The sequence below is a fragment of the Sorangium sp. So ce426 genome (genome assembly GCF_051475585.1).
Lineage (GTDB): Bacteria > Myxococcota_A > Polyangia > Polyangiales > Polyangiaceae > Sorangium > Sorangium cellulosum_B.
The window spans coordinates 7928651-7954516 of record NZ_CP150341.1; the positions used below are offsets into that span (position 1 = coordinate 7928651).

The 25866-nt window shown below is 70.3% G+C and carries 13 protein-coding genes and 1 pseudogene; 8 read left to right on the forward strand and 6 right to left on the reverse strand.

Translation table 11 applies throughout. The annotated features are described in order from the left end of the window. Positions 1-31 precede the first annotated feature (31 nt). The 4 genes from WMF44_RS29400 to WMF44_RS29415 form a co-directional block, all read right to left on the reverse strand. Positions 32-688, reverse strand: a complete 657-nt coding sequence (locus tag WMF44_RS29400) for a response regulator (RefSeq protein WP_437293370.1) — start codon at positions 686-688, stop codon at positions 32-34. Beyond that, positions 685-1842: a sensor histidine kinase gene (locus tag WMF44_RS29405; RefSeq protein ID WP_437301629.1), complete on the reverse strand. Its 1158-nt coding sequence runs from the start codon at positions 1840-1842 to the stop codon at positions 685-687. Before WMF44_RS29405 ends, WMF44_RS29400 begins: the two co-directional genes overlap by 4 nt. A 226-nt stretch (positions 1843-2068) precedes the next feature. Beyond that, entirely contained in the window at positions 2069-2875 is an 807-nt protein-coding gene (locus tag WMF44_RS29410) for a hypothetical protein (protein ID WP_437293371.1), read from the reverse strand. 479 nt (positions 2876-3354) lie between these two features. Continuing rightward, the gene (locus WMF44_RS29415) at positions 3355-4470 is read right to left on the reverse strand and encodes a glucuronyl esterase domain-containing protein (protein ID WP_437293372.1); all 1116 of its coding nucleotides are present in this window, start codon (positions 4468-4470) and stop codon (positions 3355-3357) included. 1292 nt (positions 4471-5762) lie between these two features. Between WMF44_RS29415 and WMF44_RS29420 the strand changes: the two genes are divergently transcribed. Next, positions 5763-7106, forward strand: a complete 1344-nt coding sequence (locus WMF44_RS29420; protein WP_437293373.1) for an erythromycin esterase family protein — start codon at positions 5763-5765, stop codon at positions 7104-7106. A gap of 51 nt (positions 7107-7157) precedes the next feature. Then, positions 7158-7637: a YbhB/YbcL family Raf kinase inhibitor-like protein gene (locus WMF44_RS29425; RefSeq protein WP_437293374.1), complete on the forward strand. Its 480-nt coding sequence runs from the start codon at positions 7158-7160 to the stop codon at positions 7635-7637. Positions 7638-7803: 166 nt separating this feature from the next. Here WMF44_RS29425 and WMF44_RS29430 read toward each other — a convergent pair whose 3' ends face one another. Beyond that, positions 7804-8097: a hypothetical protein gene (locus WMF44_RS29430; RefSeq protein ID WP_437293375.1), complete on the reverse strand. Its 294-nt coding sequence runs from the start codon at positions 8095-8097 to the stop codon at positions 7804-7806. A gap of 574 nt (positions 8098-8671) precedes the next feature. Between WMF44_RS29430 and WMF44_RS29435 the strand changes: the two genes are divergently transcribed. The 3 genes from WMF44_RS29435 (at position 8672) to WMF44_RS29445 (ending at position 11097) form a co-directional block, all read left to right on the forward strand. Next, positions 8672-9082, forward strand: a complete 411-nt coding sequence (locus WMF44_RS29435; protein WP_437293376.1) for a hypothetical protein — start codon at positions 8672-8674, stop codon at positions 9080-9082. Between the two features lie 235 nt (positions 9083-9317). Next, on the forward strand, positions 9318-10106 hold the full coding sequence (locus WMF44_RS29440) for a DUF5819 family protein (RefSeq protein ID WP_437293377.1): 789 nt from the start codon (positions 9318-9320) through the stop codon (positions 10104-10106). A gap of 4 nt (positions 10107-10110) precedes the next feature. Continuing rightward, positions 10111-11097 carry an HTTM domain-containing protein gene (locus WMF44_RS29445; RefSeq protein ID WP_437293378.1) on the forward strand — a complete coding sequence of 329 codons (987 nt, stop codon included), beginning with the start codon at positions 10111-10113 and terminating at the stop codon, positions 11095-11097. A gap of 66 nt (positions 11098-11163) precedes the next feature. Here the strand turns inward: WMF44_RS29445 and WMF44_RS29450 are convergent, their stop codons facing one another. Then, positions 11164-12159: a quinone oxidoreductase family protein gene (locus tag WMF44_RS29450; protein WP_437293379.1), complete on the reverse strand. Its 996-nt coding sequence runs from the start codon at positions 12157-12159 to the stop codon at positions 11164-11166. Between the two features lie 501 nt (positions 12160-12660). On the opposite strand from WMF44_RS29450, the pseudogene WMF44_RS29455 reads away from it, so the two are divergent. The 3 genes and pseudogenes from WMF44_RS29455 (at position 12661) to WMF44_RS29465 (ending at position 25721) form a co-directional block, all read left to right on the forward strand. Next, positions 12661-13364 (forward strand): annotated as a pseudogene (locus tag WMF44_RS29455) (P1 family peptidase). A 134-nt stretch (positions 13365-13498) separates the two neighbouring features. Then, on the forward strand, positions 13499-19549 hold the full coding sequence (locus tag WMF44_RS29460; RefSeq protein WP_437293380.1) for an AAA family ATPase: 6051 nt from the start codon (positions 13499-13501) through the stop codon (positions 19547-19549). Between the two features lie 127 nt (positions 19550-19676). Beyond that, the gene (locus WMF44_RS29465; protein ID WP_437293381.1) at positions 19677-25721 is read left to right on the forward strand and encodes an AAA family ATPase; all 6045 of its coding nucleotides are present in this window, start codon (positions 19677-19679) and stop codon (positions 25719-25721) included. Positions 25722-25866 lie beyond the last annotated feature (145 nt).

The following is a 25866-nucleotide window of genomic DNA, read 5'->3' on the forward strand; positions in this document are numbered from 1 at the left end:
GCGCACCGCCACCTGGCCCCGGGCCGGCGGGTCAGTCGCGGACGCGACCGGTCTCGTAGGCCCAGATGGCGATCTCGACCCGGTTGCGCGCGCCGAGCTTGGTCATGAGGCTGGCGATGTGCGCCTTGACGGTGCTCAGGCTGATGTGGAGCTCGTCGGCGATCTCGGCGTTGGTTCGACCGCGGGCCACGATGAGGAGGACCTCCTCCTCGCGGGTGGTGAGGGCCTCCCCGGGCTGTGCTCGTGGCAGCTGGGGGCGAGAGGCCGCGAACGAGGAGAGCAGGCGGGCGGTGACACGCGGCGCGATCAAGGCGTCGCCGCTCGCGGCGGCGCGGATGGCCTGCGCGAGCAGCTCGGGACCGGCGTCTTTCAGCAAGAAGCCGCGGGCGCCGGCCTTGAGGGCAGAAACCACGTAGTCGTCATGATCGAAGGTGGTGATCACCACGACCGCCAGAGGGCGGTCGACGGTCGGGCCGGCGAGCCGTCGGGTAGCTTCGATGCCGTCGATCCCGGGCATGCGGATGTCGAACAGGCACACGTCGGGGCGGAGGGCGAGCGCCAGCTCGACGGCCTTGTGTCCGTCGTCGGCGACGCCCACGACCTCGATGTCAGGCTGGGCGTCGAGGAGAATGGTGAGCCCGGTGCGGACGATCTCTTGGTCGTCGGCGACGATGACGCGAATGCTCATGTTGTCCGTCCATTCCGAGGCAGCACGGCCGTCACCGTCCAGCCGCGCCGTGGGCCCGGGCCCGCGTGGCACGTACCGCCGAGCAGCGTCGCTCGTTCGATCATGCCGACCAGCCCGTATCCCGCCGACGTGGGATCGCCGGCGTGGGCCCCCTGGCCGTCGTCGGTGACCCGCAAGCGCACGGACGTGTCGTCGGCCGTGACCTCCACGTCGATCCGGGTCGCGTGGCGAGCGTGTCGGCGAGCGTTGGTGATCGCCTCCTGCGCGAGGCGAAAGATCGCGGCGGAGACCGACGATGGCAGATCATCGAAGCTCCCTGTCAACTTCACCTCGACGGGAGCGCCTGTGGCGGATGGGCCCGCGAGCTGTCCGAGGTCGGCGACCCGCGGGCTCGGCGCGAGCTCGGCCGGCTCGCCGCGACGCAGGAGCCGGACCATCGCGCGCATCTCGCCGAGGGCGCGAGACGCCTCGTCCGCGATCACGCGGAGCGCGTCGACGGGCGCCTCGGGGCGAGCCGACGCGGCGACGAGGCCAGCCTGCGCGCGGATCGCGATCGCCGATACATGGTGGGCCACGGTGTCGTGCAGGTCGCGGGCGATCCGCTCTCGCTCGGCCAGCTTGGCTTCATCGAGCTCTCGCAGGCGCACGCCATCCCGGTAGCGCACGGCCGCGCCGAGCGCCATCGTGGAGAGCAGGACGGCGTAGCCCCCGATGACATCGCCGGTCCTGGCATGAGAACGGATCATGTCGACCGCCGCCGAGGTCACCATGATCGGCAGCCCGATCATCGCTTCACGCCCCGTACCCCACCGGAACAACGAATAGGGCAGCAGCACCATGTAGACCATCGCGTAGAGCCCCGGCGACGCGCTGCCGGTCGCCATCACGGCGAGCTGGTTCGCGATGAGAAGGCCGAACGCGATCACGACCACCTGCAGCGGCCTGGTCCTCCGCCAGAGCAGCGTCGGCAAGAGCCCGATGCAGAGCACCAGCGATGCGATCCGCCACGGCAGGTCGCGCCGGATCGCGACCTCGAGCGACCCGAGCGCGGCGAACACGGCCACGAGCACCCAGTCCATCCGGACGCGTCGAGGGGGGTGCGGCGCTCGCGGCTCGGACCACACGGATCGAAAGAACGCGCGCACCTGCCTCATGATGAGGGCCGGGTTGACTCCATGCCCATCGCTCGAGCGAACCAGCACGACGACCTGGCGTGCTGGTCGCAGCATAGACCGGATGGACGCCGTGCACGAGGTCTCGATGGGGGCGCTCTCGCGATGGTCCGTCGCGCCGCGCGGATCGACGCCCCGAAGCCGCCGGCAGGGAGGCCTCCCCTGTCCGGTGGCTCACGTCCTCGACTCGGCCACGGACCGGCGCTCGTTACAAGCAGAGCCCCTGTCCGCAGACGAGCCTGCATTCACAGCCGGTCTCCTGGAAGCCTCCGGAGATGTTCATGCTGGTGGTGCCGGCCGCGCTCAGGTTGGCTTCGATCCTCTCGAGGGCGCATGCCGGGAGCTTGAAGTTGTCGGTGATCTGTACGTCCTCGCCCACGCTGCGCAAGGCGTCGAGCCGCAGCGTCGCGAGCTCCGGGTTTCGATGGATCCAGAACCGCTCGTCGACGGCCTCGAGCTTGCGAAAGTCGGCTTCCAGCAGCTCGAACGCCAGATAGATCCACAACGTACCGCGAACGCGCACCAGGTTCGGCATGCGGATCGCCTTGATCTGCGCCGTGACCAGCTCCCCGCTCGAGGCGCTGCCCTCGGCCTGGATACCGCCCACCTCGAGCAAGCTGGGCAAGTCGAGCGTTCCGGCGAAGTCGGGGCTGACCGAGATCGTGCCGTTGATCGTGGAGTAAGCGCGCGCCGCGAGGGCGTCCGCGTCCGACGCGATGAGCAGATCGCCTTGATGGACGCTGCCCTCGAGCGCCTCCGGGCCGCTCTCGCAATCTCCAGCGCCGCCCTCTCCGGCCCCCCCTGCGCCCCCGGCAGAGGCGCCCGACGTCGCGCCAGGGTCCGTGTCTCCGCCCGAGCCGCCCTCCCCCGCGCCGCCGCCGTCGCCGCCCCCGCCCAGACCTCCCGACGGACCGTGAGACGCCCCGCTCGTTGCGCCGCCCGAGCCCCCCGTGATCGTGTCGCCCGCGCCGGCGCTGTTCCCATCGCCCGACCCGCACGCGACGAGCAACGACACCGCGACCATCGACGTGAGCCGGTCAAGCCACGATCGAGCCGACCGTCGGATTCTTGCGCCTTCTCCGGCAGTTCCGGCAGCTGAATTCACACCGTTCATGAGAGAGGAGGAAATCGAAACGTTCCCGGAGCGTCAAGCCCACAACGGCGCCCGAGGCGACGGCGAACTGCAACGACCTCGATTACCTCCGTCCGCGCCGGAATGCCGCCGGGCCGGGCGCCCGCACAGGCGTTGAAGCTTCGCGCCGCGTTTTGCTACATCCGAACGTTTACGTGGTCGTGGTCGTTCACGGCGTACCGTTGACGACCACGACCACGTTCACGTGGGTGACCGATGGTGGTGAGGGGGCCGGGCCTCGCGGAATGGCACGGAGACCGGGGGCTCTCGGGGAGGGAAGCTTCGAATGATCGACGCCAGGAAATCACGCCCAATGGGGGGGGGCAAGGCCAGAATGGCGTTCATACCCCCCAAGGGCATCACTACTGCAGCACCGTATCCATATCCCAGTCAATCCACATGTCTTCCCATTCGCTGACCGGCTGCTGAACGCCATTGTCCAGGATGCCCATCACGTCCGTGTTTGCGCTGGCATTGCCGTCGAACGCTCGCTTGAACATCTCGCCTGCAAGAGCGGTCTGAGAGCCCGAGGCGGCGCAGTGGCTCGCGCTGTACATCTGGAAACCCATGCGCTCCGGGACGCCGAGCGCCTTCCACACCGGCTTCGCCGCCCATGCGGAGAGCGCCTCGCAGGTCCCGCCCAGGTGGCACCAGGAGTCCTTGCCGTTGGCATTCGTGAAGTGCACCAGGTGCCGTGGAGCGATGGTCGCCAGGAGCATGTGTGTATCGAAGGGGAGGTTGTACACCTTCGAGGGGTCGCTCCGGAGCCAGCGGGCCGCGCCGGTCACCCAGGGTCCGCAGATACCGTTGTCCTCGAGGTTGTCGATGCTCTGAGGCTTGGCATCCCGGCACTGCCAGACAGAACCACCTTCACCGTGCCTGAACCACTCCGCCTGGCGCAGGTTGGCTACACCACCACCGCCCGACTCCACGATGACGACCACCGGCGCACGACTGAAGACACCCGCCAGGTAAGCACCCTTTCCACATCCGGAGCACCCCGACACCATCACCTTCGTGGGATCGTGTCCGCTGCCCGGGTTCTTCTCCAGCACGTCCATCACCCGGTCGATCATCCACCCGTTGGCGATGTTGGTGTTGACCTCGGACAGGCCGAAAAGATTCTTTATCTTGTCTTGAAAGCCGCTCCCAAACGACAGCGTTTTATGACTCGACGGGAAGATCCCACCCGACAGCTTGAGGGCGATCGCGCTGCCGGATCCGCTGATGCTCGCCGAGAAGGTCTCTGTCTTTCCACCTGCCTTGGCGGTGATCGAGACGGTACCTCCGGATACGGTTCCGGTCACCTCATCCGGCTCGGGAGGAACCGGACCGTAAAGGTACTTGGCCGCCATGGCCAGGATTTCCTTGCGGCGGCACTCCCACTGCTCCTTGGTCGTGACCTTCGTTCCGTTGAAGAACGTGAACGGATCCGGGAGCTTCCGGTTGACCTCGGTCAGACCACTCGGCTCGGGCAACGTGGGCAGGACACAGTTGAACTCGCCGCCGCCAGTCCCGCTGGTCGCGCTGGCCCCGCCAGTCCCGCTGGTCGCGCCAGCCGGGGAGCCGCCCGTGCCGGCTCCGCTCGTCGCGGCGCCGCCGCCCGTGCCGGCTCCGCTCGTCGCGGCGCCGCCGCCCGTGGAAGCACCGCTGCTCGCGGGGCCCGCACCCGTGGTGACCCCCCCGCTCCCGCTCGGTGTCCCGCCGCCTGAGCCCGAAGCATCTCCCCCGGCACCGCCGGTTCCTACTTCTGAAGCGCAGCCAGGGAAGTTCAAGAGGGCGAGGACGGGGATCGCGAGAGCGGTTAATTTGCGCGAGGCACGAGAACGGACAGACATGAAGGCCTCCATGTTTCGAGTGCAGTGGCGGAATGCGACACGCGGTCCTTGACACGTAGTACGTGACACGCGGGCAAACCGCCGTACTTATAGCAGACGATAGGGAAATTTGTGCGTTTTTCGCGTTGGTGACGATGCTTTCGTGACGTGTGCGAACTTGCGCGCTGACTATGCCAGTGGCACGTGAACGAGAAACTCCAGGGCGCGATGCGAGTCGTTCGCCGTCAAGCCGAGGACCCGTCAATCGAGCTATGAGAACGGCGCTCTCGGGGATCGGGGGAGCCAGTCCCGGATCTGGCTCTGCGCTCCGCTCGAGCTCTTCGCCTCCTCGCTGTGCTCTCTGCAGTCGCCTGCGGCGGGCGGACGTCGCTCGATGATGAGGAGAAGCTCTTCCCGGACGACGCCTCCGTTCCAGCCGGGTCCGGAGGAAAGAGCCTCGGAGCCGGTGGTCTCGGGGCTGTCGCTCGGGCCGCACGCGACGAACAGGGGAGGAGGGCCGTTCGGGGGAGAGGTCTGGAGAAGGCTGGCCGGAACGACATCACCAGATGCCCATTCCCAGCCGAGGGCAGTTCGATCACGCTTATCGCTGGGAATCGTACGACCGGAGCAGGCAGCATCTGGTCGGGATGCAAATATTCAACAAGCTTGCAGTCGATGTGATCCGGATCGTCTCCGGGAACACCTCGCGAAAGCTCGCACCTGCGGGGCATCCGAGGAAGCGACGCTCGTTGGCGAGACTTTTTTCGTCGCGTCGCGTTGACGCAGAGTCTGGTCATCTGCTCATCGTCGGAGGACGAACCGGACTGCGGCGGCGATGTGCCGGCGGAGGCGCGGGCTCAACGGCGCCGGGCGGCCCTTCTTCCGCCGCCAGGCGGCCTGCACACCCCGCGCGAGCTTGCCGTTCCGGCGCCGCGCCCCAGGAGGATCCCATCATGGCTCGACTGCGACGCCTCATCGAGCCGCGGACGCGCGCGACGCCCGACCTCGTGGCCGCGCTCCGCGCGCTGGCTCGGCCGCTGCGCTCCACGGCCGATCTCGACCCCTTGATCGAGCGCATCGGCGGCGCGCGCTGCGCGCTCCTGGGCGAGGCGACGCACGGGACGCGCGAGTTCTACACGTGGCGGGCAGCGCTCTCCAGGCGGCTGATCGTCGAAGCGGGGGCCTCCTTCATCGCCGTCGAGGGCGACTGGCCCGATTGCTACCGCGTCAACCGCTATGTGAAGGGCTACGCGGACGCGGGGAGCAGCGCCCGCGCGGTGCTGCGCGCCTTCGATCGCTGGCCGACCTGGATGTGGGCCAACGAGGAGGTCGCCGATCTCGTCGAGTGGCTGCGCAGGCACAACGAGGGTCGGCCCGAGGAGCAGCGGGTCGGCTTCTACGGGCTCGACGTCTACAGCCTCTGGGACTCGCTCCGCGAGGTCATGCGCTACCTGGAGGGGGCCGCCCCCGACGCGCTGCCGGCCGCGCGGCGCGCGCTGCGCTGCTTCGAGCCGTACGCCGACGACGCCCAGGAGTACGCCCGGGCGACGGTGCTCGTGCCGGAGTCGTGCCAGGCGGAGGCCGTCAAGCTGCTCGCCGAGGTGCGCGAGAGAGCGCCGGAGTTCGGCGCCGACGGGCGCGACGGGCACTTCGTCGCCGAGCAGAACGCGCTCGTGGTCAAGAACGCCGAGGCCTACTACCGGGCGATGGTGCGCAGCGACGCGGCGTCGTGGAACGTCCGCGATCGGCACATGGCCGAGACGCTCGATCGGCTGCTCGAGCAGCACGGCCCGCGCGGCCGCGCGATCGTCTGGGCGCACAACACGCACATCGGCGACGCGCGCTTCACCGACATGGCGGAGCGGGGCGAGGTGAACCTCGGCCAGCTCGCCCGCGAGCGCCACGGGGAGGAGCGCGTCGCGCTCGTCGCCTTCGGCGCCCACCGCGGAACCGTGATCGCCGCCCGGGCGTGGGACGCGCCGATGGAGGTGATGCGCTTGCCGGTCGGGCGGCCCGAGAGCTGGGAAGACCTGCTGCACGAGGCGGGCGGCCGGGATCAGCTGCTGATCTTCGAGCCGGGGCGGCTGCCGGAGGAGTCGCTGGCCTGGCGCGGCCACCGCGCCGTCGGCGTCGTCTACCACCCCGAGTACGACGGGTACGGGAACTACGTGCCGACGGTGCTGCCGCGCCGCTACGACGCGCTCCTCTTCGTCGATGAGTCACAGGCCGTCCGGCCGCTGCACCTCGCGCCGCGGGCCGAGAAGGAGCCGCCGGAGACCTACCCCTCCGGCGTCTGACGCCGGCTGCATGGCGCGCGCAGTGCAAAGCGCGCTGGGCGAGGTGAACCGATGCTCTCGTTACAATCTCCCGATTTCCACCATGGCGACGTGATCCCGATCGTGCACACCTGCGAGGGGAAGGACGTGCCGCCCGCGCTCTCCTGGTCGGGTATCCCCGGCGGCACGAGGAGCCTTGCGCTCATCGTCGACGACCCGGACGCGCCCGATCCGCGCGCCCCCAAGACGACGTGGGTCCACTGGGTGCTCTACAACATCCCGCCCGACGCCAGCGGCCTGCCCGAGGGCGCGCGCAAGGCCGATCTGCCGACAGGCACGCTCGAGGGAAGGAACGACTGGAAGCGCGCCGGCTATGGCGGCCCGTGCCCGCCGATCGGCAAGCACCGTTACTTCTTCAAGCTGTATGCGCTCGACACGGTGCTGCCCCCGCGAGGCGGGCTCACGAAGGTGGAGCTCGAGAAGGCGATGGAAGGACACGTCCTCGCGCGTGTCGAGCTCGTCGGGACGTACCAGAAGCGGGGCGGCTCGTAGAGCCGAGCGCCGCCGGCCCCCGCGCGCGTTCGCCTTCGTGCGCCACGGGCTCATCCGCGTCGCTCGACTCGCTGCGGCGTACCTCCGTACGCCTCGCTCGCCTGCCCGGCGGATGAGCCCGTACCACGAATCTACACCTCGCCATGAACGCGCCTCCGGCGCGCGCTCATTCGCATGTACAGACCGGGCGACCGTCATCGTCACAGTAGCATTGACACACTCCATCAGGACACGTGACGACCTTATCGCCCTTCGGGCAGGTGGCGACGCACGAGGCGACCGAGACCCCCTCGACGCCCGCCGCGATCTCGGCCTCGCTGGCCTGCGAAAGGTCAGGCTCATTGGCCTCGACCAACACCCCCGCTCTGCCGTCCACCGCCTCCGCGGCCGCGCTCCTCCAGAGCGCCGTGGAAGCGGGCAGCACCGACAACACGAACACCGATAACAGCGTACCGCGCATCTTCACTCCTCCTGGTCAGCGATGCTTCCATGAATGGGCATCCTTGATGGGCAGGGGCCGAGCACGCGGCGTGCCGAACGGCGCGGCCGGCGGCCGAGCTCGCGGCGCCGCGGCAGGTACGGGAGCGCTGCCCCGCGTGCGTCCGCGGTGTTCGCACGGCGGAGCCAGCCCGGCCGCGCGGGTTGAGCTCGCCTGTCCTGCCGTATCCTCGCCACGGGCGGCGAGATCGTCGCTTCGAACGCGACAATCCGAGCAAAGGGTTGCGCGCGATGGTTTGCTCGAACACGCAAGCCGGCCGCCGGTGAATGGCGCCGCCGAGCGGCCGCTGCCTCACATTGGCGCTGTGAGAGGGCGCGGCGCGCGCTGGCCAGCGGAGAACGCGGCTGGCACGACGGGTGCTCTTACGTTCGACCGCAAGCAGGACACAGGGGCACATGACCCGCGAGCTGGCTTGATGCACCGAGCCCGGTGGAGCTGCTCGAACGCAGGGGCTCCGCGCGGTCGGCAAACGCAGCTGGCGTGTCTGGCCTCTCTGACCATCAACCATCACGAGATCGAACGAAAGAGGAAGAACATGACACGAAAGATCATCACCGCGGTCGCTGGGTTGTCGTTGTTCGTCGGCGTGGCGATGGCGCAGGCGGCGACGCCCGCCACCTCGAGCCTGAGGGGTCGCTCAGTCCTCAACGCCGAGGCGAGCGCCGGGATCCCCGAGAAGGTGGCGTACTACAGCGGGTACCCTGGAGCCAACGTGGCCACCTCGACGAACATCGGCCTCGCCGGCATCGCCATCGGGACCTCGGGGTCCGTCGCCCAGTCGTCGGTCGCCCAGGCCGGCGGGTACGGCAACGTCGGTGTCGCGACGGCCAACGCAGGGGGCTTCCACGGCCGCGGCGGCCACGGCCGTGGCCACGGAGGCTGGAGGAGGATCGCGCTGAACGACGCACCGGCGTCCGGTCAAGCAGACATCCTCTTCGACAACTAGCGTTCCGCCCGCCAGAGGTCCGGCCAGGGATGGCCGGACCTCTGCGCCGCTTCGCCGCGGCCTCGCGCGGGCAGACCTGGCTGGTTTCCTCGGGGCTCCGCCCCGCTCCGCACCCCGGCGGCCTCGAACGGCCCCGGCCGGCCCGCTGGGGCCGGAGCATCCACGGGCCGCGCGCGGCGCTCCGGCCGCGCGCGGCCTCCTCTCCGACGACCCCGAACCCGGGATGGACGAAACCATGCGCCGTTTACTCCGTGTGCTCTCGACGTCCGCGCCCGCGCTGCTCGCCGCGGCGCTCTGCTTTCATTTCGCGATGACACTGGGCTACCTGACGCCGCAGAACCCGCTCCAGCTCCGCTTCGCGCGGCTCATCAGCGGCTACATGAACCCGTTCTTCGAGCAAAACTGGCACCTCTTCGCCCCCGATCCCATCACCGACACGCGCCTCGTGATGGTCGCCTGCCGCCTGCGCGAGCCGGACGGGAGCACGACCGAGACCGGGTGGACCGATATCACGACCCCCTACTGGGAATCCCACCTGGAGAACCGGCTCGGCCCCGCGACGCGCCTCGGACGATCGGTGACGGGCGCGGCGCGCATGATCTACACCGTCGATCCGACGTCGCTGCAGATGGCGAAGAAGCTCGATCAGCAGCGCACGCGCGCGCAGGCGGGCGGAGGCGGCGCGGAGGCGTCCGATGCGCAGGTGGCCGACATGCTCAGGGACGAGGTGAAGAAGGAGCAGGAAGCCGTCGTTCAGCTCGGCAAGAGCGTCCTGGAGCGGGCCGGCTCCGCGCACTGTGACAGCCTGTACGGCCCGAGCCGCACCGCCGCGGTGCGGATGCGCCTGGCGGTGCTGAAATTCCCGCGCTTCTCCCGGCGCGATCTGCCCGACTCGAAGGGTGAATTGACGTACTATGATTTCGACTGGGCTCCCCATCGACCGGTGGCGCCGCTGGACGCGACGACCGAGGACAGACGAGAGACGCCCGTGGCCCTCCAGGCGGCGGCCGCGGAGGAGAGGTGACGCCATGCTGAGCAAGCTGAACGCACGCTGGCACCGCATCGTGGCGCTCGCGAGCCGCGAGCGCTGCCTGATCGGGGCCAGCCTCTTCCGGATCGTCGCCGGACTGACCATCCTCCACCTCTACCTGGCCAACTACTTCCAGCGCCATTATCTCTATGGCCCCGAGGGGGTGTGGCCCTTCGCGCGGTCGCTCGAGGAGGCCCACAACACCGGCGCGTTCTCGATCTACCTGCTCAGCAGGTCGCCGCTCTACTTCGAGGTCGTCTTCCACCTCGCCATGCTGTTCACGGCGCTGTGGGTGATCGGCTTCCGCACGCGGCTCATGTCGCTGCTCACCTATGTCGGGCTCTGGTCATTGCATCAGCGGAACCCCGTCCTGCTCGACGGCGGCGACAACCTCGTCCGGCTCGCGCTGCTGTACGGCATCTTCGCCGAGCTCGGCGCGTACTTCTCGCTCGACGCCGATCGCCTCCGCGCGCAGCGGGAGCGCGGCGGGGAGCTCCAGCGGATGAAGGCGATGCTCCACAACGCGGCGATCCTCGCCTGCGCCGTCCAGGTGTGCCTGGTCTACGGGGTCGCGGGGCTCTACAAGGTGCAGGGGGAGCTGTGGCAGAACGGGACGGCCCTTTATTACATCACCCGCGTCGGCGAGTTCACGTGGCCCGGCCACAGCGACAGCCTCTCCCGCAGCGTGGCGGTGGTGACGGCGCTGACCTACGCGACCGTCGGGTTCCAGCTCAGCTTCCCGTTCCTGTTCGCCCTGAACCGGCACACACGCAGGCTCTCGCTCGCCGCGGCGTTCCTGTTCCACGCCGGCATCGCCGTCATGATGGGGCTCGGCACGTTCGCGGTATTCATGATCAGCGTCGAGCTCGCGCTCATCGCGGACGCGGAATACCGGGCGATCGGCGCGTTCGCCAGGCGGCTCGTGTCCTTCGAGGCGCCCTCGCTCCGGCGCCTCCTGCCCGCGCGCCGGATCCAGACGAAGTAGCGCGGCGCGGGCGCGCTCGAGCGCCCGCCCGATCTCCCCCTGCCTCCCAGCGATCCCCGCCCGGCCTCACCAGCCTTCCGCCACGCGGATCGCGATCTTCCCGATCGTGCGGCCCGACTCGATGGCGCGGTGCGCCTGCGAGAGCTCGCGCACCGGGTAGCTCGCGCTGACGATGGGCCTGATGTGGCCTTGCGCCGCCAGCTCCGCCACCGCGGCGAGCGCGCGGCCCTGCGCGTGCGGGTCGAGCCGCCAGATCGTGGCAGCCCCCATCACGTGATAGAGGAGCGACGCCGCCTTCATGAACAGCCTGTCCGCGACCGGCGCGGGCGTCGGCACGATGCTCACCACGGTGCCCATCGGCGCCACGGCGTCGAGCGCCTGATCCAGCGCGCGGCCGCCGGCGTTGTCGAAGGCCACCGCGACGCCCGCCCCACCGGTCAGGTCCCGGCACGCCTGGCCCACGTCCTGCGTCGTGTGATCGAGCACGACCGCCGCGCCGAGGTCGCGGCAGAGCGCCGTCGACTCCGGTCGGCTGGCGGTCGCCACCACCCGCAGCCCGAGGTGACGCGCGAGCTGCAGCTGCAGATGGCCCACGCCGCCCGCGCCCGCGGTGACCAGCACCGCGGCGCCGGGCGCGGGCCGCGCGCGCGCGAGGCATTCCCAGGCCGTGACGCCCGCGAGCGACAGGCAGGCAGCCTGCTCGTGGGAGAGGGCCGCCGGTTTGCGCGCGAGGGTGCGGCTGTCGGCCACCACCCGCTCCGCGTTCGCGCCCTGCCCGAACAGGCTGGGTGAGCCGAACACCTCGTCTCCGACCGCGAGATCGTCGACGCCGGGGCCGACCGCGTCGACGATCCCGGAGACGTCATAGCCGAGCACCAGCGGAAACTGCCGCTCGATGCGGCGCGGCCCGAGCGCCGCCGAGCGCGCCCGGATGTCCGCCGGGTTGACCGACGACGCGATCACGCGCACGCGCACCTGATGGGGTCCGGGCGCCGGCTCGGGCAGCTCCAGCGGCACGAGCTGCGAGGCGTCGCCATGTTGATGGATTCCGATTGCCTTCATGCGTTGCAGTCCTCTCGAGCGACGCCGGCGTGCGGCCGCTCGGGCGCAGTGTGGCCGCCGGCGGCGGCCCTGTCCCGACCGGTTCGTCGCGATCTGCGCTCTCCGGGAATCGCCATGCACTCACCATTATGTAATACATTTAACAATATCGAGTGGGGAGCGCGGTCGCTCACCCCGAGTTGGTCAACCCCTGCTCAGGCGCGCGATCTCGGCTCGCACCGCGGCTCGGATCGCTCGCGGCGCACCGCCAAGGACACGGCCTGCTCGGGCGGCGTCCGACGCGCCTGGCACGGAGGTTGATATCGCCGCTCCCCGTGGATGCCGAAACCCTCTCTCGGCCGCGTCCCGTCACCGGGCCGCACGTCGCGCCTGGCCGCCTCGTCCTGCCGCTGCCCGATCGCTCGCCGCCCGGACGAGGCGGGCAGCGCGCCCTTCGCGCCCGGATCCACGAAGCGCGCGGGAGACGCCGTGCGCGCGCGTGATCTCGGCGTCGCGCCTGGCATCTTCGACGCGGGCCCGCTGAACGCGATCACCGACGTGGGCGGCGTGCGCGTCGGGCACGCGACGCTGATCGAGGGAGACGCGATCCGCACCGGCGTCACCGCCGTATTCCCCCACGGGGGGAACCTCTACCTCGACCGCGTCCCCGGGGCGATCCACGTGGGCAACGGGTTTGGCAAGCTCGTCGGCGCGACCCAGGTCCGCGAGCTGGGTGAGCTGGAGACTCCCATTCTCCTCACGACCACGCTTTGCGCGTTCCGGGCCGCCACGCTTTCCGGTCGCAGGTCGAGGCGGCGGCGGGGGACGGCTCCATCCTCATCATCCTCGTCGCGACCGACGCGCCGCTGTCGGATCGCAACCTCGGGCGGCTCGCCGCCCGCGCGATCCTGGGCCTCGCGCGCACCGGATCCTCCGGCGCGAACGGCTCCGGCGACTACGCGATCGCCTTCTCGACGAGCGCCTCGGTGCGGCGCCGCTCCGGCGCGAAGCGGCTCGCGATCACGGAGCTCTCGAACCAGGAGACGTCCGCCCTCTTTCAGGCCGTGATCGAGGCGACGGAGGAGGCCATCTACAACTCGCTCTTCACGGCCGAGACCACCACGGGGAGCGGTCGCACCGTGGACGCCATTCCGCTGGATCGCGTCCGTGAGGTGCTGTCGAGGCACGGCGTCCAGCGTCCGTCCGGCCGCTCCCGCCCTGCATGACGCAGGAGACCGCTGCGGGCGGGCCGGAGCGAGAGCTCGCCGCCGTTTCCCGTGGCGCAGCGAGGTGCTTTTGGCAACATCACGAATCGACCGGGCGCCTCGGAGACCAATCCGGCTCTGGACACCCTCCCTTTATGACCGACAGTCCACGTTACCGCGTACTGGGGGTGCTGCACCAAGGTGCGGACACGATCCTCTACCGCGCGCGGCGCGAGGAGGACGGCCGGCCGGTGGTGCTCAAGGCCCTGCGGCGCGATCACGCGAGCCCCCGCGCCCTCGGCAGGCTCCAGCACGAGCTCGAGGTCGCCAGGGCGCTGAAGTCGCCTGCAGTCGTCAAGGCCTACGGTATCGAGCCGTTCCGCGACCGGATGACCCTGGTCCTCGAGGACTTCGGCGGCCGCTCGCTCGACCGGCTGCTCGATGGCGACGGGCCCATGCGCCCGATGTGCGGGATGTCGATCGAGCGCTTCTTCCCCCTCGCCCTCCGCCTCGCCGCCGCGCTCGCAGAGCTCCACCGACACCACGTCATCCACAAGGACATCAAGCCCCAGAACCTGCTCTACAACCCCGACACCGGCGAGGTGAAGATCACCGATCTCGGCATCGCCTCCCTCTCGCCGCGCGAGGCCCAGGAGCTCGCCCACGACGGGCTCATCGAGGGCACGCTCGCCTACATGGCGCCGGAGCAGACCGGCCGCATGAACCGCTGGGTCGACGAGCGGACCGACCTGTACTCCCTCGGCGTCACCTTCTACGAGATGCTGACTGGCACCCTGCCCTTCCAGGCCAGCGACCCCGTCGCGTGGGTCTATTGCCACATCGCCCAGGCGCCGCGGCCGCCCCACGCGCTCGTCCCCTCGATCCCACCCCAGCTCTCCGCCGTCGTCCTCAAGCTGCTCTCCAAGGCCGCCGAGGAGCGGTACCAGAGCGCGCTCGGCCTGCGCCACGACCTCGACACGTGCTTTTCCCAGCTGCGCCAGCGCGGCGCCATCGACGCCTTCCCGCTCGGACTGCGCGACGTCTCCGATCGGTTCCAGATCCCGCAGCGGCTCTACGGCCGCGAGCGCGAGGTGGAGGCGCTGCGCGCCGCGTTCGAGCGCGTCGTCGCGAGCGGCCGGCCAGAGCTCGTGCTCGTCTCGGGCTACTCGGGCATCGGCAAGTCCTCGCTCGTCGCCGAGCTGCACGGGCCCGTCGTGCGCGAGCGCGGCTCCTTCCTCTCCGGCAAGTTCGATCAGCTCAGGCGCGACGTCCCCTACCGCCCCTTCCTTCAGGCCTTCCGGGGCCTCGTGCAGGAGATCCTCGGCGCGAGCGAGCAGCAGGTCGAGCGCTGGCGAGAACGCCTCGGCGAGGCCGTCGGCGCGAGCGGCGGGCTGCTCACCGACATGCTCCCCGAGCTCGCCCTGCTCCTCGGCCCGCAGCCCCCCGTGCCCGAGCTCCCGCCCGCCGAGGCCCAGAGCCGGCTGCTCGCCACGCTCCAGCGCTTCGTCGCCGCATGCGCCCGCAAGGAGCACCCCGTCGCCCTCTTCCTCGACGACCTGCAATGGGCCGACGCCGGCAGCCTCCTGCTCCTCGAACAGCTCGCCTCCCTCGCCGGCGACGCGCACCTGCTGCTGATCGGCGCGTATCGCGACAACGAGGTCGGCCCCGCGCACCCGCTCCGGCTCACCCTCGCCGAGGTCCGAAAGCGCGGCGCCGCCGTGGGCGACATCGTCCTCGAGCCGCTCTCCGCCGCCCACGTCGGCGCGCTCGTCGCCGAGACGGTCCGCGCACCCGAAGCAGAGGTCGAGCCGCTCTCGCAGCTCGTCCACGAGAAGACCGGCGGCAACCCGTTCTTCGTGCTCCAGTTCCTCATCGCCCTGCACGACGAGGGGCTCATCACCTTCGATGCGGACGAGGGCGCATGGCGGTGGGACATCGCCGCCATCCGCGACAAGGGCTTCACCGACAACATCGTCGAGCTGATGGTGGGCAAGCTGGAGCGGCTCTCGGTCCCGACGCGCGACGCGCTCAAGCTCGCCGCCTGCCTCGGCGGCAGCGTGGACCTCGACACCCTCGCGATCGTCGCGCGAAGGCCGGCGGGGGCCCTGCGCACGGCGCTCGCGGAGGCCGTGCGGGAGGGGCTGCTGCTCCGCCGGGACAGCGTCTATCGCTTCCTCCACGACCGGGTGCAGCAGGCCGCGTATTCGCTCATCCCGCCCGGGCAGCTCGCCGAGGTGCACCTCGGGATCGGCCGGCTGCTCTTGAAGGGGCGGAGACCGGACGAGCGCGAGGACGCGCTCTTCGACATCGTGAGCCACCTCAACCGCGGCGCCGCGCTCCTCCGTTCCCAGGCCGAGCGCGACGAGCTCGCCGCCCTCAACCTCCGCGCCGGCAGGAAGGCCGAGGCCGCCGCCGCCTACCAGTCTGCCGCCGCCCTCTTCGCCGCCGGCCTGGCCCTCCTCGCGCAAGATCCCCGCGAGCGCTGGGCGACTCGGTACGATCTGGTCTATCCCCTCAGCCTCGAGCGCGCGCACGCCGCCTACGCCACCGGCAACATCGAGGAGGCCGAGCGGCTGATCGAGGAGCTCCTGGAGCGCGCGAGGAACAAGCTCGATCGCGCCGCGGTCGTCGAGCTCGCCGTAAGCTTCTACCAGACCCGAGGGCGGTCCGACCACGCCGTCGACCTCGCGCTCGCGTGGCTCCGCGCCCGAGATATCGATCTTCCACTCCACCCCACCGACGCACAGGTCAAAAAAGAGACCGAGAGCCTCTGGCAAGCCCTCGGCGACCGGGCGATCGAGGACCTCATCCGCCTGCCCCCCATGGAGCACCCGGAGTGCAAGGTCGCCATGGCCGTGCTGCAAAGCGTGGCCGGCCCCGCGATCTTCGTGGACCAGGACCTGCACTACCTCATCGTCCTGCGTCAGGTGAAGCTCGGCCTGCGCTACGGCAACGCGGAGAGCTCCGCCCACGCGTACGCGGCCTTCGCGCGGATGTTCGGCCCGCGGTTCGGGCGATACCGCGAGGCCTACAGGTTCGGAAAGCTCGGCTACGACCTCGCGGACAGGAGCGAGCTCCTCACCGTGAAGTCGCTGGTATTCACCCTCTTCGGACAGCAAGTCGTCTTCTGGACACGCCACTACCGGGAGACGTACCCCTACACGCGCGCCGGGTTCAGCGCCGCGGTCGAGTCCGGCGATATGCGCATGGCGTGCTTCAACTGCGTCTGGGCTCCGCTGTTCCCGATGCTCGCCGGCGAGCCGCTGGAGGACGTCCTCCACGAGGTCGAGGAGCGCAGCCGCTTCGTGCGCAAGGCCGGTTACGCGTTCGCCTACGGCGTCCTGGCCAGCGCCCACGCCGTCATCCAGACGCTGCGCGGGAGGCCGGTCCGCTTCTCCACGCTCGACGGCTCCGAGCTGGATCCGCCGGCCTTCGAGGCGCGGCTCGACGAGGGGGATATGCGGGGCGCCCGCGGCCTCCATTTCAGCATGAAGGCCCGGGCGCTCTTCGCCCTCGGCTCTTACAGAGAGGCGCTCGCCGCGGCGACGCGCGTGATCGTCGATCACCCCTTCAGGAACGAGCCCTACGCGCTCATCGCCGAGAACTGCTATGTTCACGCGCTCTCGCTCGCGGCGCTCGTCGACGCCGACGGTGGCGCGCCCAAGCCGCACGAAGCGCGGCGGTCGCCAGCGCAGGCGCTGCCCGAGGGCCTCCTCGAGAGCGAGCGACAGCTCGGCGCGTGGGCCGCGAGCTGCCCCGACAACTTCCTCCACAAACACGCCCTGGTCCGAGCCGAGATCGCCCGGCTCCTCGGGCACGAGCCCGAGGCCATCCGGCTGTACGAGCAGGCGATCTCCTCGGCGCGGGAGAACGGCTTCGTCCAGCACGAGGCCATCGCCTGCGAGCTCGCCGCCCGGTTCTACCGCGATCGCGGCCTGTCCACGCCCGCCGACGCCTACCTGCGGGACGCCCGCGCCGCCTACTTCCGCTGGGGCGCCCACGCCAAGGTCGAGCAGCTCGACCAGCGGTATCCCTTCCTCGTCGAGCGAAAGCCGATCGCCCCCACCGTCACCTTCGCCGTACGCGCCGAGCAGTTCGACGTCCTCTCCGTCGTCAAGGCCTCTCAGAGCATCTCCGGTGAGCTCAAGCTCCCGCGCCTGCTCGAGATGCTCCTGCGCATCGTCGTCGAGCACGCGGGCGCCGGAGAGGGGGTGGTGCTGCTGGTCCGGGAGGAGCGCCTGTCGACGGCGGCGGCGATCGCGACGTCCGGGGGCGCGACGCGGCTGCTCGACGCGGGCGAGGCGGCGGCGCTGCCGCAATCCATCCTCAACTACGTTCGCCGCAGCCACGAGCGCGTGCTGCTCGACGACGCGACGGCCAGGCACCCGTTCTCGGAAGACGAGTATTTCAGCCGCAAGAGGCCGAGATCGGTGCTGTGCCTCCCGATCATGCGGCAGGCCCGGCTGCTCGGCGTGCTCTACCTGGAGAACGGGCTCGTGGCGGGGGCGTTCACGCCCGGGCGGCTCACCGTGCTCGAGCTGCTCACCTCGCAGTCGGCCATCTCGCTCGAGAACGCCATGCTCTACGCCGATATCGAGCAGGAGAACGCCGAGCGGCGCCGGGCAGAGCAGGCGCTGAAGGCCAACCAGGTGACGCTGCAGGCCATCGTCGACAACTCCGCCGCGGCCATCTTCCTCAAGGATCGCGATGGCCGGTATTTGCTCGCCAACCGCCACGCAGGGAGCGTCGCCGGCGTTCCGGGCCATGAGCTCCTCGGAAAGACCGACGCCGAGCTCTATGAGGGCGCGGACGTCGAGGTCATCCGAGACAACGACCGGCGGGTGCTCGACGCGGGCGAGCCGATGGAGTTCGAGGAGGAGGTGTTGACGAAAGAGGGCGAGCCACGCATCTACCTGTCGCTCAAGTTCCCGCTCGGCGAGAGCGTCATGCCCGGCGTGCTCTGCGGCATCTGCACCGACATCACCGAGCGCAAGCGCGCAGAGCTCGCCGAGCGCTTCCTGGCCGACGCGAGCCGCAAGCTCATGGCCCTCGGCTACGGCGCCACCCTCGACAGCGTCGCGCAGCTCGCGTTGCCGGCGCTGGCCGACCGGTGCGTCATCGACGTGGACCTCACCCAGGACGCCCCGGGGCGGACGGTCACCGCGGGGATGCCGGTCGAGCTCGCGGGCGCGGTGACGGACGCGCTGCGGCCCCTGGCGGCGGCGTCGCCGGACCGGCCCGAGATAGGCGACGTCCGCGCCGCGCCCCTCCTCGATCCGCTCGGCGTTCACTCCTTCCTCCGCGTCCCGCTCCTCGCGCGCGACCGGCGCTTCGGGGTCATGACCCTGCTGGCGGCCGCGCCACGGCACCATTACGGCCCCGCCGACCTCTGGCTGGCCCAGGAGCTGGCGAGCCGCGCCGCGCTCGCCCTCGACAACAGCCGCCTGTTCGCCGAGGCCCAGGAGGCCATCGAGCGCCGCGACGAGTTCCTCCTCGTCGCTTCGCACGAGCTCAAGACACCGCTCACCTCGCTCACGATGCAAGCCCACCTGCTCGCCAGGCTCCTGCCCCGCCTCCAGCGCGCCGAGGTCGCTCCGGAGCGCATCGACGCCGCGATCCAGCTCCTCAACCGCCAGATCGCGCGCCTCGCCCACCTGGTCAACGAGCTGCTCGACGTCACCCGCCTCAACGCCGGCCAGCTCACCCTCTCTCGCGCGCCCGTCGATCTGGCCGCCCTGGCGCGCGAGGTCGTCGAGCGGATGCACCAGCAGCTCACCGACGCCCGCTGCCGCACCCAGCTCGAGCTGGACGAGCCCGTGACGGGACACTGGGATCCGTCTCGCATGGAGCAGGTCCTCATCAACCTCCTGTCCAACGCGATCAAATACGGCGCGGGGGGCCTCATTCACGTCATCGTGCGCCGCGAGGGCGCTCGCGCGCTGCTCGTCGTCCGCGATCATGGCATGGGCATCGCGGAGGCCGACCAGGCCAGGATCTTCGAGCGCTTCGAGCGCGCCGTCTCCGTCCGCAACTTCGGCGGCCTCGGCCTCGGCCTCTACATCGTCCGGTGGATCGTCACCTCCCACGGCGGCACCATCCGCGTCGAGAGCAGGTTGGGCGCGGGCGCCACGTTCATCGTCGAGCTGCCTTTGCACCCGCCGGAGGCGGAGACGGAAGGCCAGGGCACCTTTCTCCCGCCGGCGTGAGCGTTCACCGGGGGCCGAAGCCGGCGCTGCTCCGCGCCGTTTGCTCGTGACGGGTCGCAGCGCTTTTGGCAGTGTACCAAGTTGAACCGCAGCACGACGCTGACGTCCCGGGTTCAAAGATTCTCCTATGCCCCATAGTCCACGTTACCGCGTGCTGGAGGTGCTGCACCAGGGTGCGGACACGATCCTCTACCGCGCGCGGCGCAAGGAGGACGGCCGGCCGGTGGTGCTCAAGGCCCTGCGGCGCGATCACGCGAGCCCCCGCGCACTCGGCAGGCTCCAGCACGAGCTCGAGGTCGCCAGAACGCTCGATTCACCCGTGGTCATCAAGGCCCACGGAATCGAGCCGTTCCGCGACCAGGTGACGCTGGTCCTCGAGGACTTCGGCGGCCGCTCGCTCGACCGGCTCCTCGATGGCGACGGGCCCATGCGCCCGATGCGCGGGATGTCGATCGATCGCTTCTTCCCCCTCGCCCTCCGCCTCGCCGCCGCGCTCGCAGAGCTCCACCGACACCACGTCATCCACAAGGACATCAAGCCCCAGAACCTCCTCTACCACCCCGACACCGGCGAGGTGAAGATCACCGATCTCGGCATCGCCTCCCTCTCCCCACGCGGAGCCCAGGAGCTCGCGCACGACGGGCTCATCGAGGGCACGCTCGCCTACATGGCGCCAGAGCAGACAGGCCGCATGAACCGCCGCGTCGACGAGCGGACCGATCTGTACTCCCTCGGCGTCACCTTCTACGAGATGCTGACTGGCACCCTGCCCTTCCACGCCAGCGACCCCGTCGCGTGGGTCTATTGCCACATCGCCCAGGCGCCGCGGCCGCCCCACGCGCTCGTCCCCTCGATTCCGCCCCAGCTCTCCGCCGTCGTCCTCAAGCTGCTCTCCAAGGCCGCCGAGGAGCGCTACCAGAGCGCCCTCGGCCTGCGCCACGACCTCGATACGTGCTTTTCCCAGCTGCGCCAGCGCGGCGCCATCGACGCCTTCCCGCTCGGACTGCGCGACGTCTCCGACCGGTTCCAGATCCCGCAACGCCTCTACGGCCGCGAGCGCGAGGTGGAGGCGCTGCGCGCCGCGTTCGAGCGCGTCGTCGCGAACGGCCGGCCAGAGCTCGTGCTCGTCTCGGGCTACTCGGGCATCGGCAAGTCCTCGCTCGTCGCCGAGCTGCACGGGCCCGTCGTGCGCGAGCGCGGCTTCTTCCTCTCCGGCAAGTTCGATCAGCTCAGGCGCGACGTCCCCTACCGCCCCCTCCTTCACGCCTTCCGGGGCCTCGTGCAGGAGATCCTCGGCGCGAGCGAGCAGCAGGTCGAGCGCTGGAGAGAGCGCCTCCGCGAGGCCCTCGGCCAGAACGGCAGGCTGCTCACCGACATGCTCCCGGAGATCGAGCGCCTCCTCGGCCCGCAGCCCCCCGTGCCCGAGCTCCCGCCCGCCGAGGCCCAGAGCCGGCTGCTCGCCACGCTCCAGCGCTTCGTCGCCGCATGCGCCCGCAAGGAGCACCCCGTCGCCCTCTTCCTCGACGACCTGCAATGGGCCGACGCCGGCAGCCTCCTGCTCCTCGAACAGCTCGCCTCCCTCGCCGGCGACGCGCACCTGCTGCTGATCGGCGCGTATCGCGACAACGAGGTCGGCCCCGCGCACCCGCTCCGGCTCACCCTCGCCGAGGTCCGAAAGCGCGGCGCCGCCGTGGGCGACATCGTCCTCGAGCCGCTCTCCGCCGCCCACGTCGGCGCGCTCGTCGCCGAGACGGTCCGCGCACCCGAAGCAGAGGCCGAGCCGCTCTCGCAGCTCGTCCACGAGAAGACCGGCGGCAACCCGTTCTTCGTGCTCCAGTTCCTCATCGCCCTGCACGACGAGGGGCTCATCACCTTCGATGCGGACGAGGGCGCATGGCGATGGGACATCGCCGCCATACGCGACAAGGGCTTCACCGACAACGTCGTCGAGCTGATGGTGGGCAAGCTCAATCGGCTCTCGGTCCCGACGCGCGACGCGCTCAAGCTCGCCGCTTGCCTCGGCGGCAGCCTGACCCTCGACCCCCTCGCGGTGGTCGCGCGAAGGCCGGCGGAGGAGCTCCGCGAGGCGCTCGAGGAGGCCGTGCGGGAGGGGCTGCTGCTCCGCCGGGACAGCGCCTATCGCTTCCTCCATGACCGGGTGCAGCAGGCCGCTTATTCGCTCATCCCGCCCGGGCAGCTCGCCGAGGTGCACCTCGGGATCGGCCAGCTGCTCTTGAAGGGGCGGAGGCCGGACGAGCGCGAGGACACGCTGTTCGAGATCGTGGGCCACCTCAACCGCGGCGCCGCGCTCCTCCGTTCCCGGGCCGAGCGCGACGAGCTCGCCGCCCTCAACCTCCGCGCCGGCAGGAAGGCCGAGGCCGCCGCGGCGTACGAATCCGCCGCCGCCCTCTTCGCCGCCGGCATGGCCCTCCTCGCGGACGAGCCCCAGGAACGCTGGGAGACGCAGTACGCGCTGACCCACGCCCTGACCTTCGAGCGAGCGCGCTGCGCGTACATCCTCGGCAACTTCGATGAAGCCGAGCGGCTGCTCGAGGAGCTCACGGATCGCTCGATGACCAAGATCGAGAGGGCCGCCGTCGTCGAGCTCGCCGTCGCCTTGCACGTGACCCGCGGGCAGAGCGCCCGCGCCGTGGAGCTCGGTCTCTCCTTCCTGCGCTCTTACGACATCCATCTGCCAACCCACCTCACCGACGCGCGCATCGACGAAGAGACCGAGAGCGTATGGAAGGCCCTGGGCGACCGGGCGATCGAGGGCCTCATCCACCTGCCCCCCATGACGCACCCGGAGACCAAGATCGCGATGAGCATCTTGAAGAGCGTGTCCGTCGCTGCGTATTTCGTGGACCAGAACCTGCATCACCTGGTCCTCGAGCGCATGGTCACGCTCAGCCTCCTCCATGGCAACGCCGAGAGCTCCGCCCATGCCTACACCGCCTTCGCGCGGGTGCTCGGCCCGCGGTTCGGGAGGTACAAGGAGGCTTACCTGTTCGGCAAGCTCGGCTACGACCTCGCGGAGAGGAGCGAGCACATCGCCGCGAAGCCCACCGTGTTCTTCCTGTTCGGGCAGCTGACCGTCTTCTGGACGCGCCATTACAGGGAGACCTACCCTTACAATCGCCTCGGCTTCGACGCCGCCGTGGAATGCGGCGATCTGAACAACGCATGTTACCATTGCGTCTGGGCGTCGGTGTTCCCCCTGCTCTGCGGGGAGCCGCTGGAGGACGTCCTCCACCTGACCGAGGAGCGCCTCGGCTTCGTGCGCAAGGCCGGCTACGCGTTCATCCATGGCATCCTCCTCAGCGTCCGGTACCTCATCCAGACGCTGCGCGGGAGGCCGGTCCATTACGCGATGCTGGATGGCTCCGAGCTCGATCAGGAGGCCTTCGAGGCGCGGCTTCCTCCGGGATCCTCGTACGGGGCTCATAGCTTGTACTACAGCCTGAAGGCGCAGGCGCTGTTCCTCCTCGGCTCTCCCAGGGAGGCGCTCGCGGCGTCGACCCGCGTCGTCGTCGATTACGACTGGAGGATGGACGCGGGCGCCGAGATCCCCGAGACCTTCTATGTTCACGCGCTCGCGCTCGCCGCGGTGTTCGACGACGCGCACGAGGCGCGCGACGCGGCGACCTCGCCAGAGCGGGAGCTCCCCGAGGGGCTCCTCGCGTGCGAGCGGCAGCTCGGCGTGTGGGCCGCGAGCGGCCCCGACAACTACCTCCACAAACACACGCTGGTCCGCGCCGAGATCGCCCGGCTCCTCGGGCGCGAGCCCGAGGCCATCCGGCTCTACGAGCAAGCCATCTCGTCGGCGCAAAAGGGCGGCTTCGTCCAGCACGAGGCCATCGCCTGCGAGCTCGCCGCCCGCTTCTACCTCGACCGCGGCCTGTCCACGCCCGCCGTCGCCCACCTGCAGAAGGCCCGCGCCGCCTACTTCCGCTGGGGCGCGCACGCCAAGGTCGAGCAGCTCGACCAGCGGTATCCCTTCCTCGTCGAGCGAAAGCCGATCGCCCCCACCGTCACCTTCGCCGTACGCGCCGAGCAGTTCGACGTCCTCTCCGTCGTCAAGGCCTCTCAGAGCATCTCCGGCGAGCTCCAGCTCCCGCGCCTGCTCGAGACGCTGCTGCGCATCGTGGTCGAGCACGCGGGCGCCGGAGAGGGGGTTGCGCTCCTGGTCCGGGAAGATCGCGTGTCGACCGCGGCGGCGATCACCGCGTCGGGGAGCGCCGCGCGGCTGCTCGACGCGGGCGAGGCCCTGGCGGCGCTGCCGCAATCCATCCTCAACTACGTCCTCCGCAGCCACGAGCGCGTGCTGCTCGACGACGCGACGGCCAGGCACCCGTTCTCGGAAGACGAGTATTTCACGCGGAAGAAGCCGAGATCGGTGCTGTGCCTCCCGATCGTGCGGCAAACGCGGCTGCTCGGCCTGCTCTACCTGGAGAACAACCTCGTCACCGGCGCGTTCACCCCGGGGCGGCTCACCGTGCTCGAGCTGCTCGCCTCGCAGTCGGCCATCTCGCTCGAGAACGCCATGCTCTACACCGACATCGAGCAGGAGAACGCCGAGCGGCGCCGGGCGGAGCGCGAGCTCCGCGAGAGCCAGGCCACGCTGCAGGCCATCGTCGACAACTCCGCCGCGGCCATCTTCCTCAAGGATCGCGAAGGCCGGTATTTGCTCGCCAACCGCCACGCAGGGAGCGTCGCCGGCGTTCCGGGCCATGAGCTCCTCGGAAAGACCGACGCCGAGCTCTATGAGGGCGCGGACGTCGAGGTCATCCGAGACAACGACCGGCGGGTGCTCGACGCGGGCGAGCCGCTGGAGTTCGAGGAGGAGCTGATGACGAAGGAGGGCGAGCCACGCATCTACCTGTCGCTCAAGTTCCCGCTCGGCGAGAGCGTCATGCCCGGCGTGCTCTGCGGCATCTGCACCGACATCACCGAGCGCAAGCGCGCCGAGCTCGCCGAGCGCTTCCTCGCCGAGGCGAGCCGCAGGCTGATGGCCCTCGGTTACGGCGCCACCCTCGACAGCATCGCGCAGCTCATCGTGCCCGAGCTCGCCGACCGGTGCGTCATCGACGTGGACCTCGCCCAGGACGCCCCGGGACACGCGGCCACCGCGGGCGTGCCGGCCGAGCTCGCAGGCGCGGTGATGGACGCCCTGCGGCCCCTGGCGGCGGCGTCGCCGGACCGGCCCGAGATAGGCGACGTCCGCGCCGCGCCCCTCCTCGATCCGCTCGGCGTCCACTCCTTCCTCCGCGTCCCGCTCCTCGCGCGCGACAGGCGCTTCGGCGTCATGACCCTGCTGGCAACCGCGCCACGGCGCCGCTATGGCCCCGCCGACCTCTGGCTGGCCCAGGAGCTGGCGGGCCGCGCCGCGCTCGCCCTCGACAACAGCCGCCTGTTCGCCGAGGCCCAGGAGGCCATCGAGCGCCGCGACGAGTTCCTCCTCGTCGCTTCGCACGAGCTCAAGACACCGCTCACCTCGCTCACGATGCAAGCCCACCTGCTCGCCAGGCTCCTGCCCCGCCTCCAGCGCGCCGAGGTCGCTCCGGAGCGCATCGACGCCGCGATCCAGCTCCTCAACCGCCAGATCGCGCGCCTCGCCCACCTGGTCAACGAGCTGCTCGACGTCACCCGCCTCAACGCCGGCCAGCTCACCCTCTCTCGCGCGCCCGTCGATCTGGCCGCCCTGACGCGCGATGTCGTCGAGCGGATGCACGAGCAGCTCGACAGCGCCCGCTGCCGCGCCCAGCTCGACCTGCAGGAGCCCGTGGTGGGCGACTGGGACGCTTTCCGCATGGAGCAGATCCTCATCAACCTCCTGTCCAACGCGATCAAATACGGCGCGGGAGCCCCTATTCACGTCATCGTGCGCCGCGAGGGCGCTCGCGCGCTGCTCGTCGTCCGCGATCATGGCATGGGCATCGCGGAGGCCGACCAGGCCAGGATCTTCGAGCGCTTCGAGCGCGCCGTCTCCGTCCGCAACTTCGGCGGCCTCGGCCTCGGCCTCTACATCGTCCGCTGGATCGTCACCTCCCACGGCGGCACCATCCGCGTCGAGAGCAAGCCGGGCGCGGGCGCCACGTTCGTCGTCGAGCTGCCTTTGCACGCGGCGGAGACAGAGACGCACGGCCAGGATGCCCTGCTCCCGCAGGCGTAGGCGCGCGCTCCGCGCTGCGTGCTCGCTTACCCGACCGCGCCTCAGCAGCTCCCTTTCCGTCCCCGCTATCGCCATGCATGGACGACGGCGTCGCCGCGGGCGAGCCGGCGCGAGAACGCGGCGCCGTTTGCTCGTGACGAGGCGC

What these genes read in the sequence shown, in the direction of transcription:
- WMF44_RS29400 (WP_437293370.1), bottom strand. Translation starts at nt 688, where the DNA reads ATGAGCATTCGCGTCATCGTCGCCGACGACCAAGAGATCGTCCGCACC.
- WMF44_RS29405 (WP_437301629.1), bottom strand. Translation starts at nt 1,842, where the DNA reads ATGAGGCAGGTGCGCGCGTTCTTTCGATCCGTGTGGTCCGAGCCGCGA.
- WMF44_RS29420 (WP_437293373.1), top strand. Translation starts at nt 5,763, where the DNA reads ATGGCTCGACTGCGACGCCTCATCGAGCCGCGGACGCGCGCGACGCCC.
- WMF44_RS29425 (WP_437293374.1), top strand. Translation starts at nt 7,158, where the DNA reads ATGCTCTCGTTACAATCTCCCGATTTCCACCATGGCGACGTGATCCCG.
- WMF44_RS29430 (WP_437293375.1), bottom strand. Translation starts at nt 8,097, where the DNA reads ATGCGCGGTACGCTGTTATCGGTGTTCGTGTTGTCGGTGCTGCCCGCT.
- WMF44_RS29435 (WP_437293376.1), top strand. Translation starts at nt 8,672, where the DNA reads ATGACACGAAAGATCATCACCGCGGTCGCTGGGTTGTCGTTGTTCGTC.
- WMF44_RS29440 (WP_437293377.1), top strand. Translation starts at nt 9,318, where the DNA reads ATGCGCCGTTTACTCCGTGTGCTCTCGACGTCCGCGCCCGCGCTGCTC.
- WMF44_RS29445 (WP_437293378.1), top strand. Translation starts at nt 10,111, where the DNA reads ATGCTGAGCAAGCTGAACGCACGCTGGCACCGCATCGTGGCGCTCGCG.
- WMF44_RS29450 (WP_437293379.1), bottom strand. Translation starts at nt 12,159, where the DNA reads ATGAAGGCAATCGGAATCCATCAACATGGCGACGCCTCGCAGCTCGTG.
- WMF44_RS29460 (WP_437293380.1), top strand. Translation starts at nt 13,499, where the DNA reads ATGACCGACAGTCCACGTTACCGCGTACTGGGGGTGCTGCACCAAGGT.
- WMF44_RS29465 (WP_437293381.1), top strand. Translation starts at nt 19,677, where the DNA reads ATGCCCCATAGTCCACGTTACCGCGTGCTGGAGGTGCTGCACCAGGGT.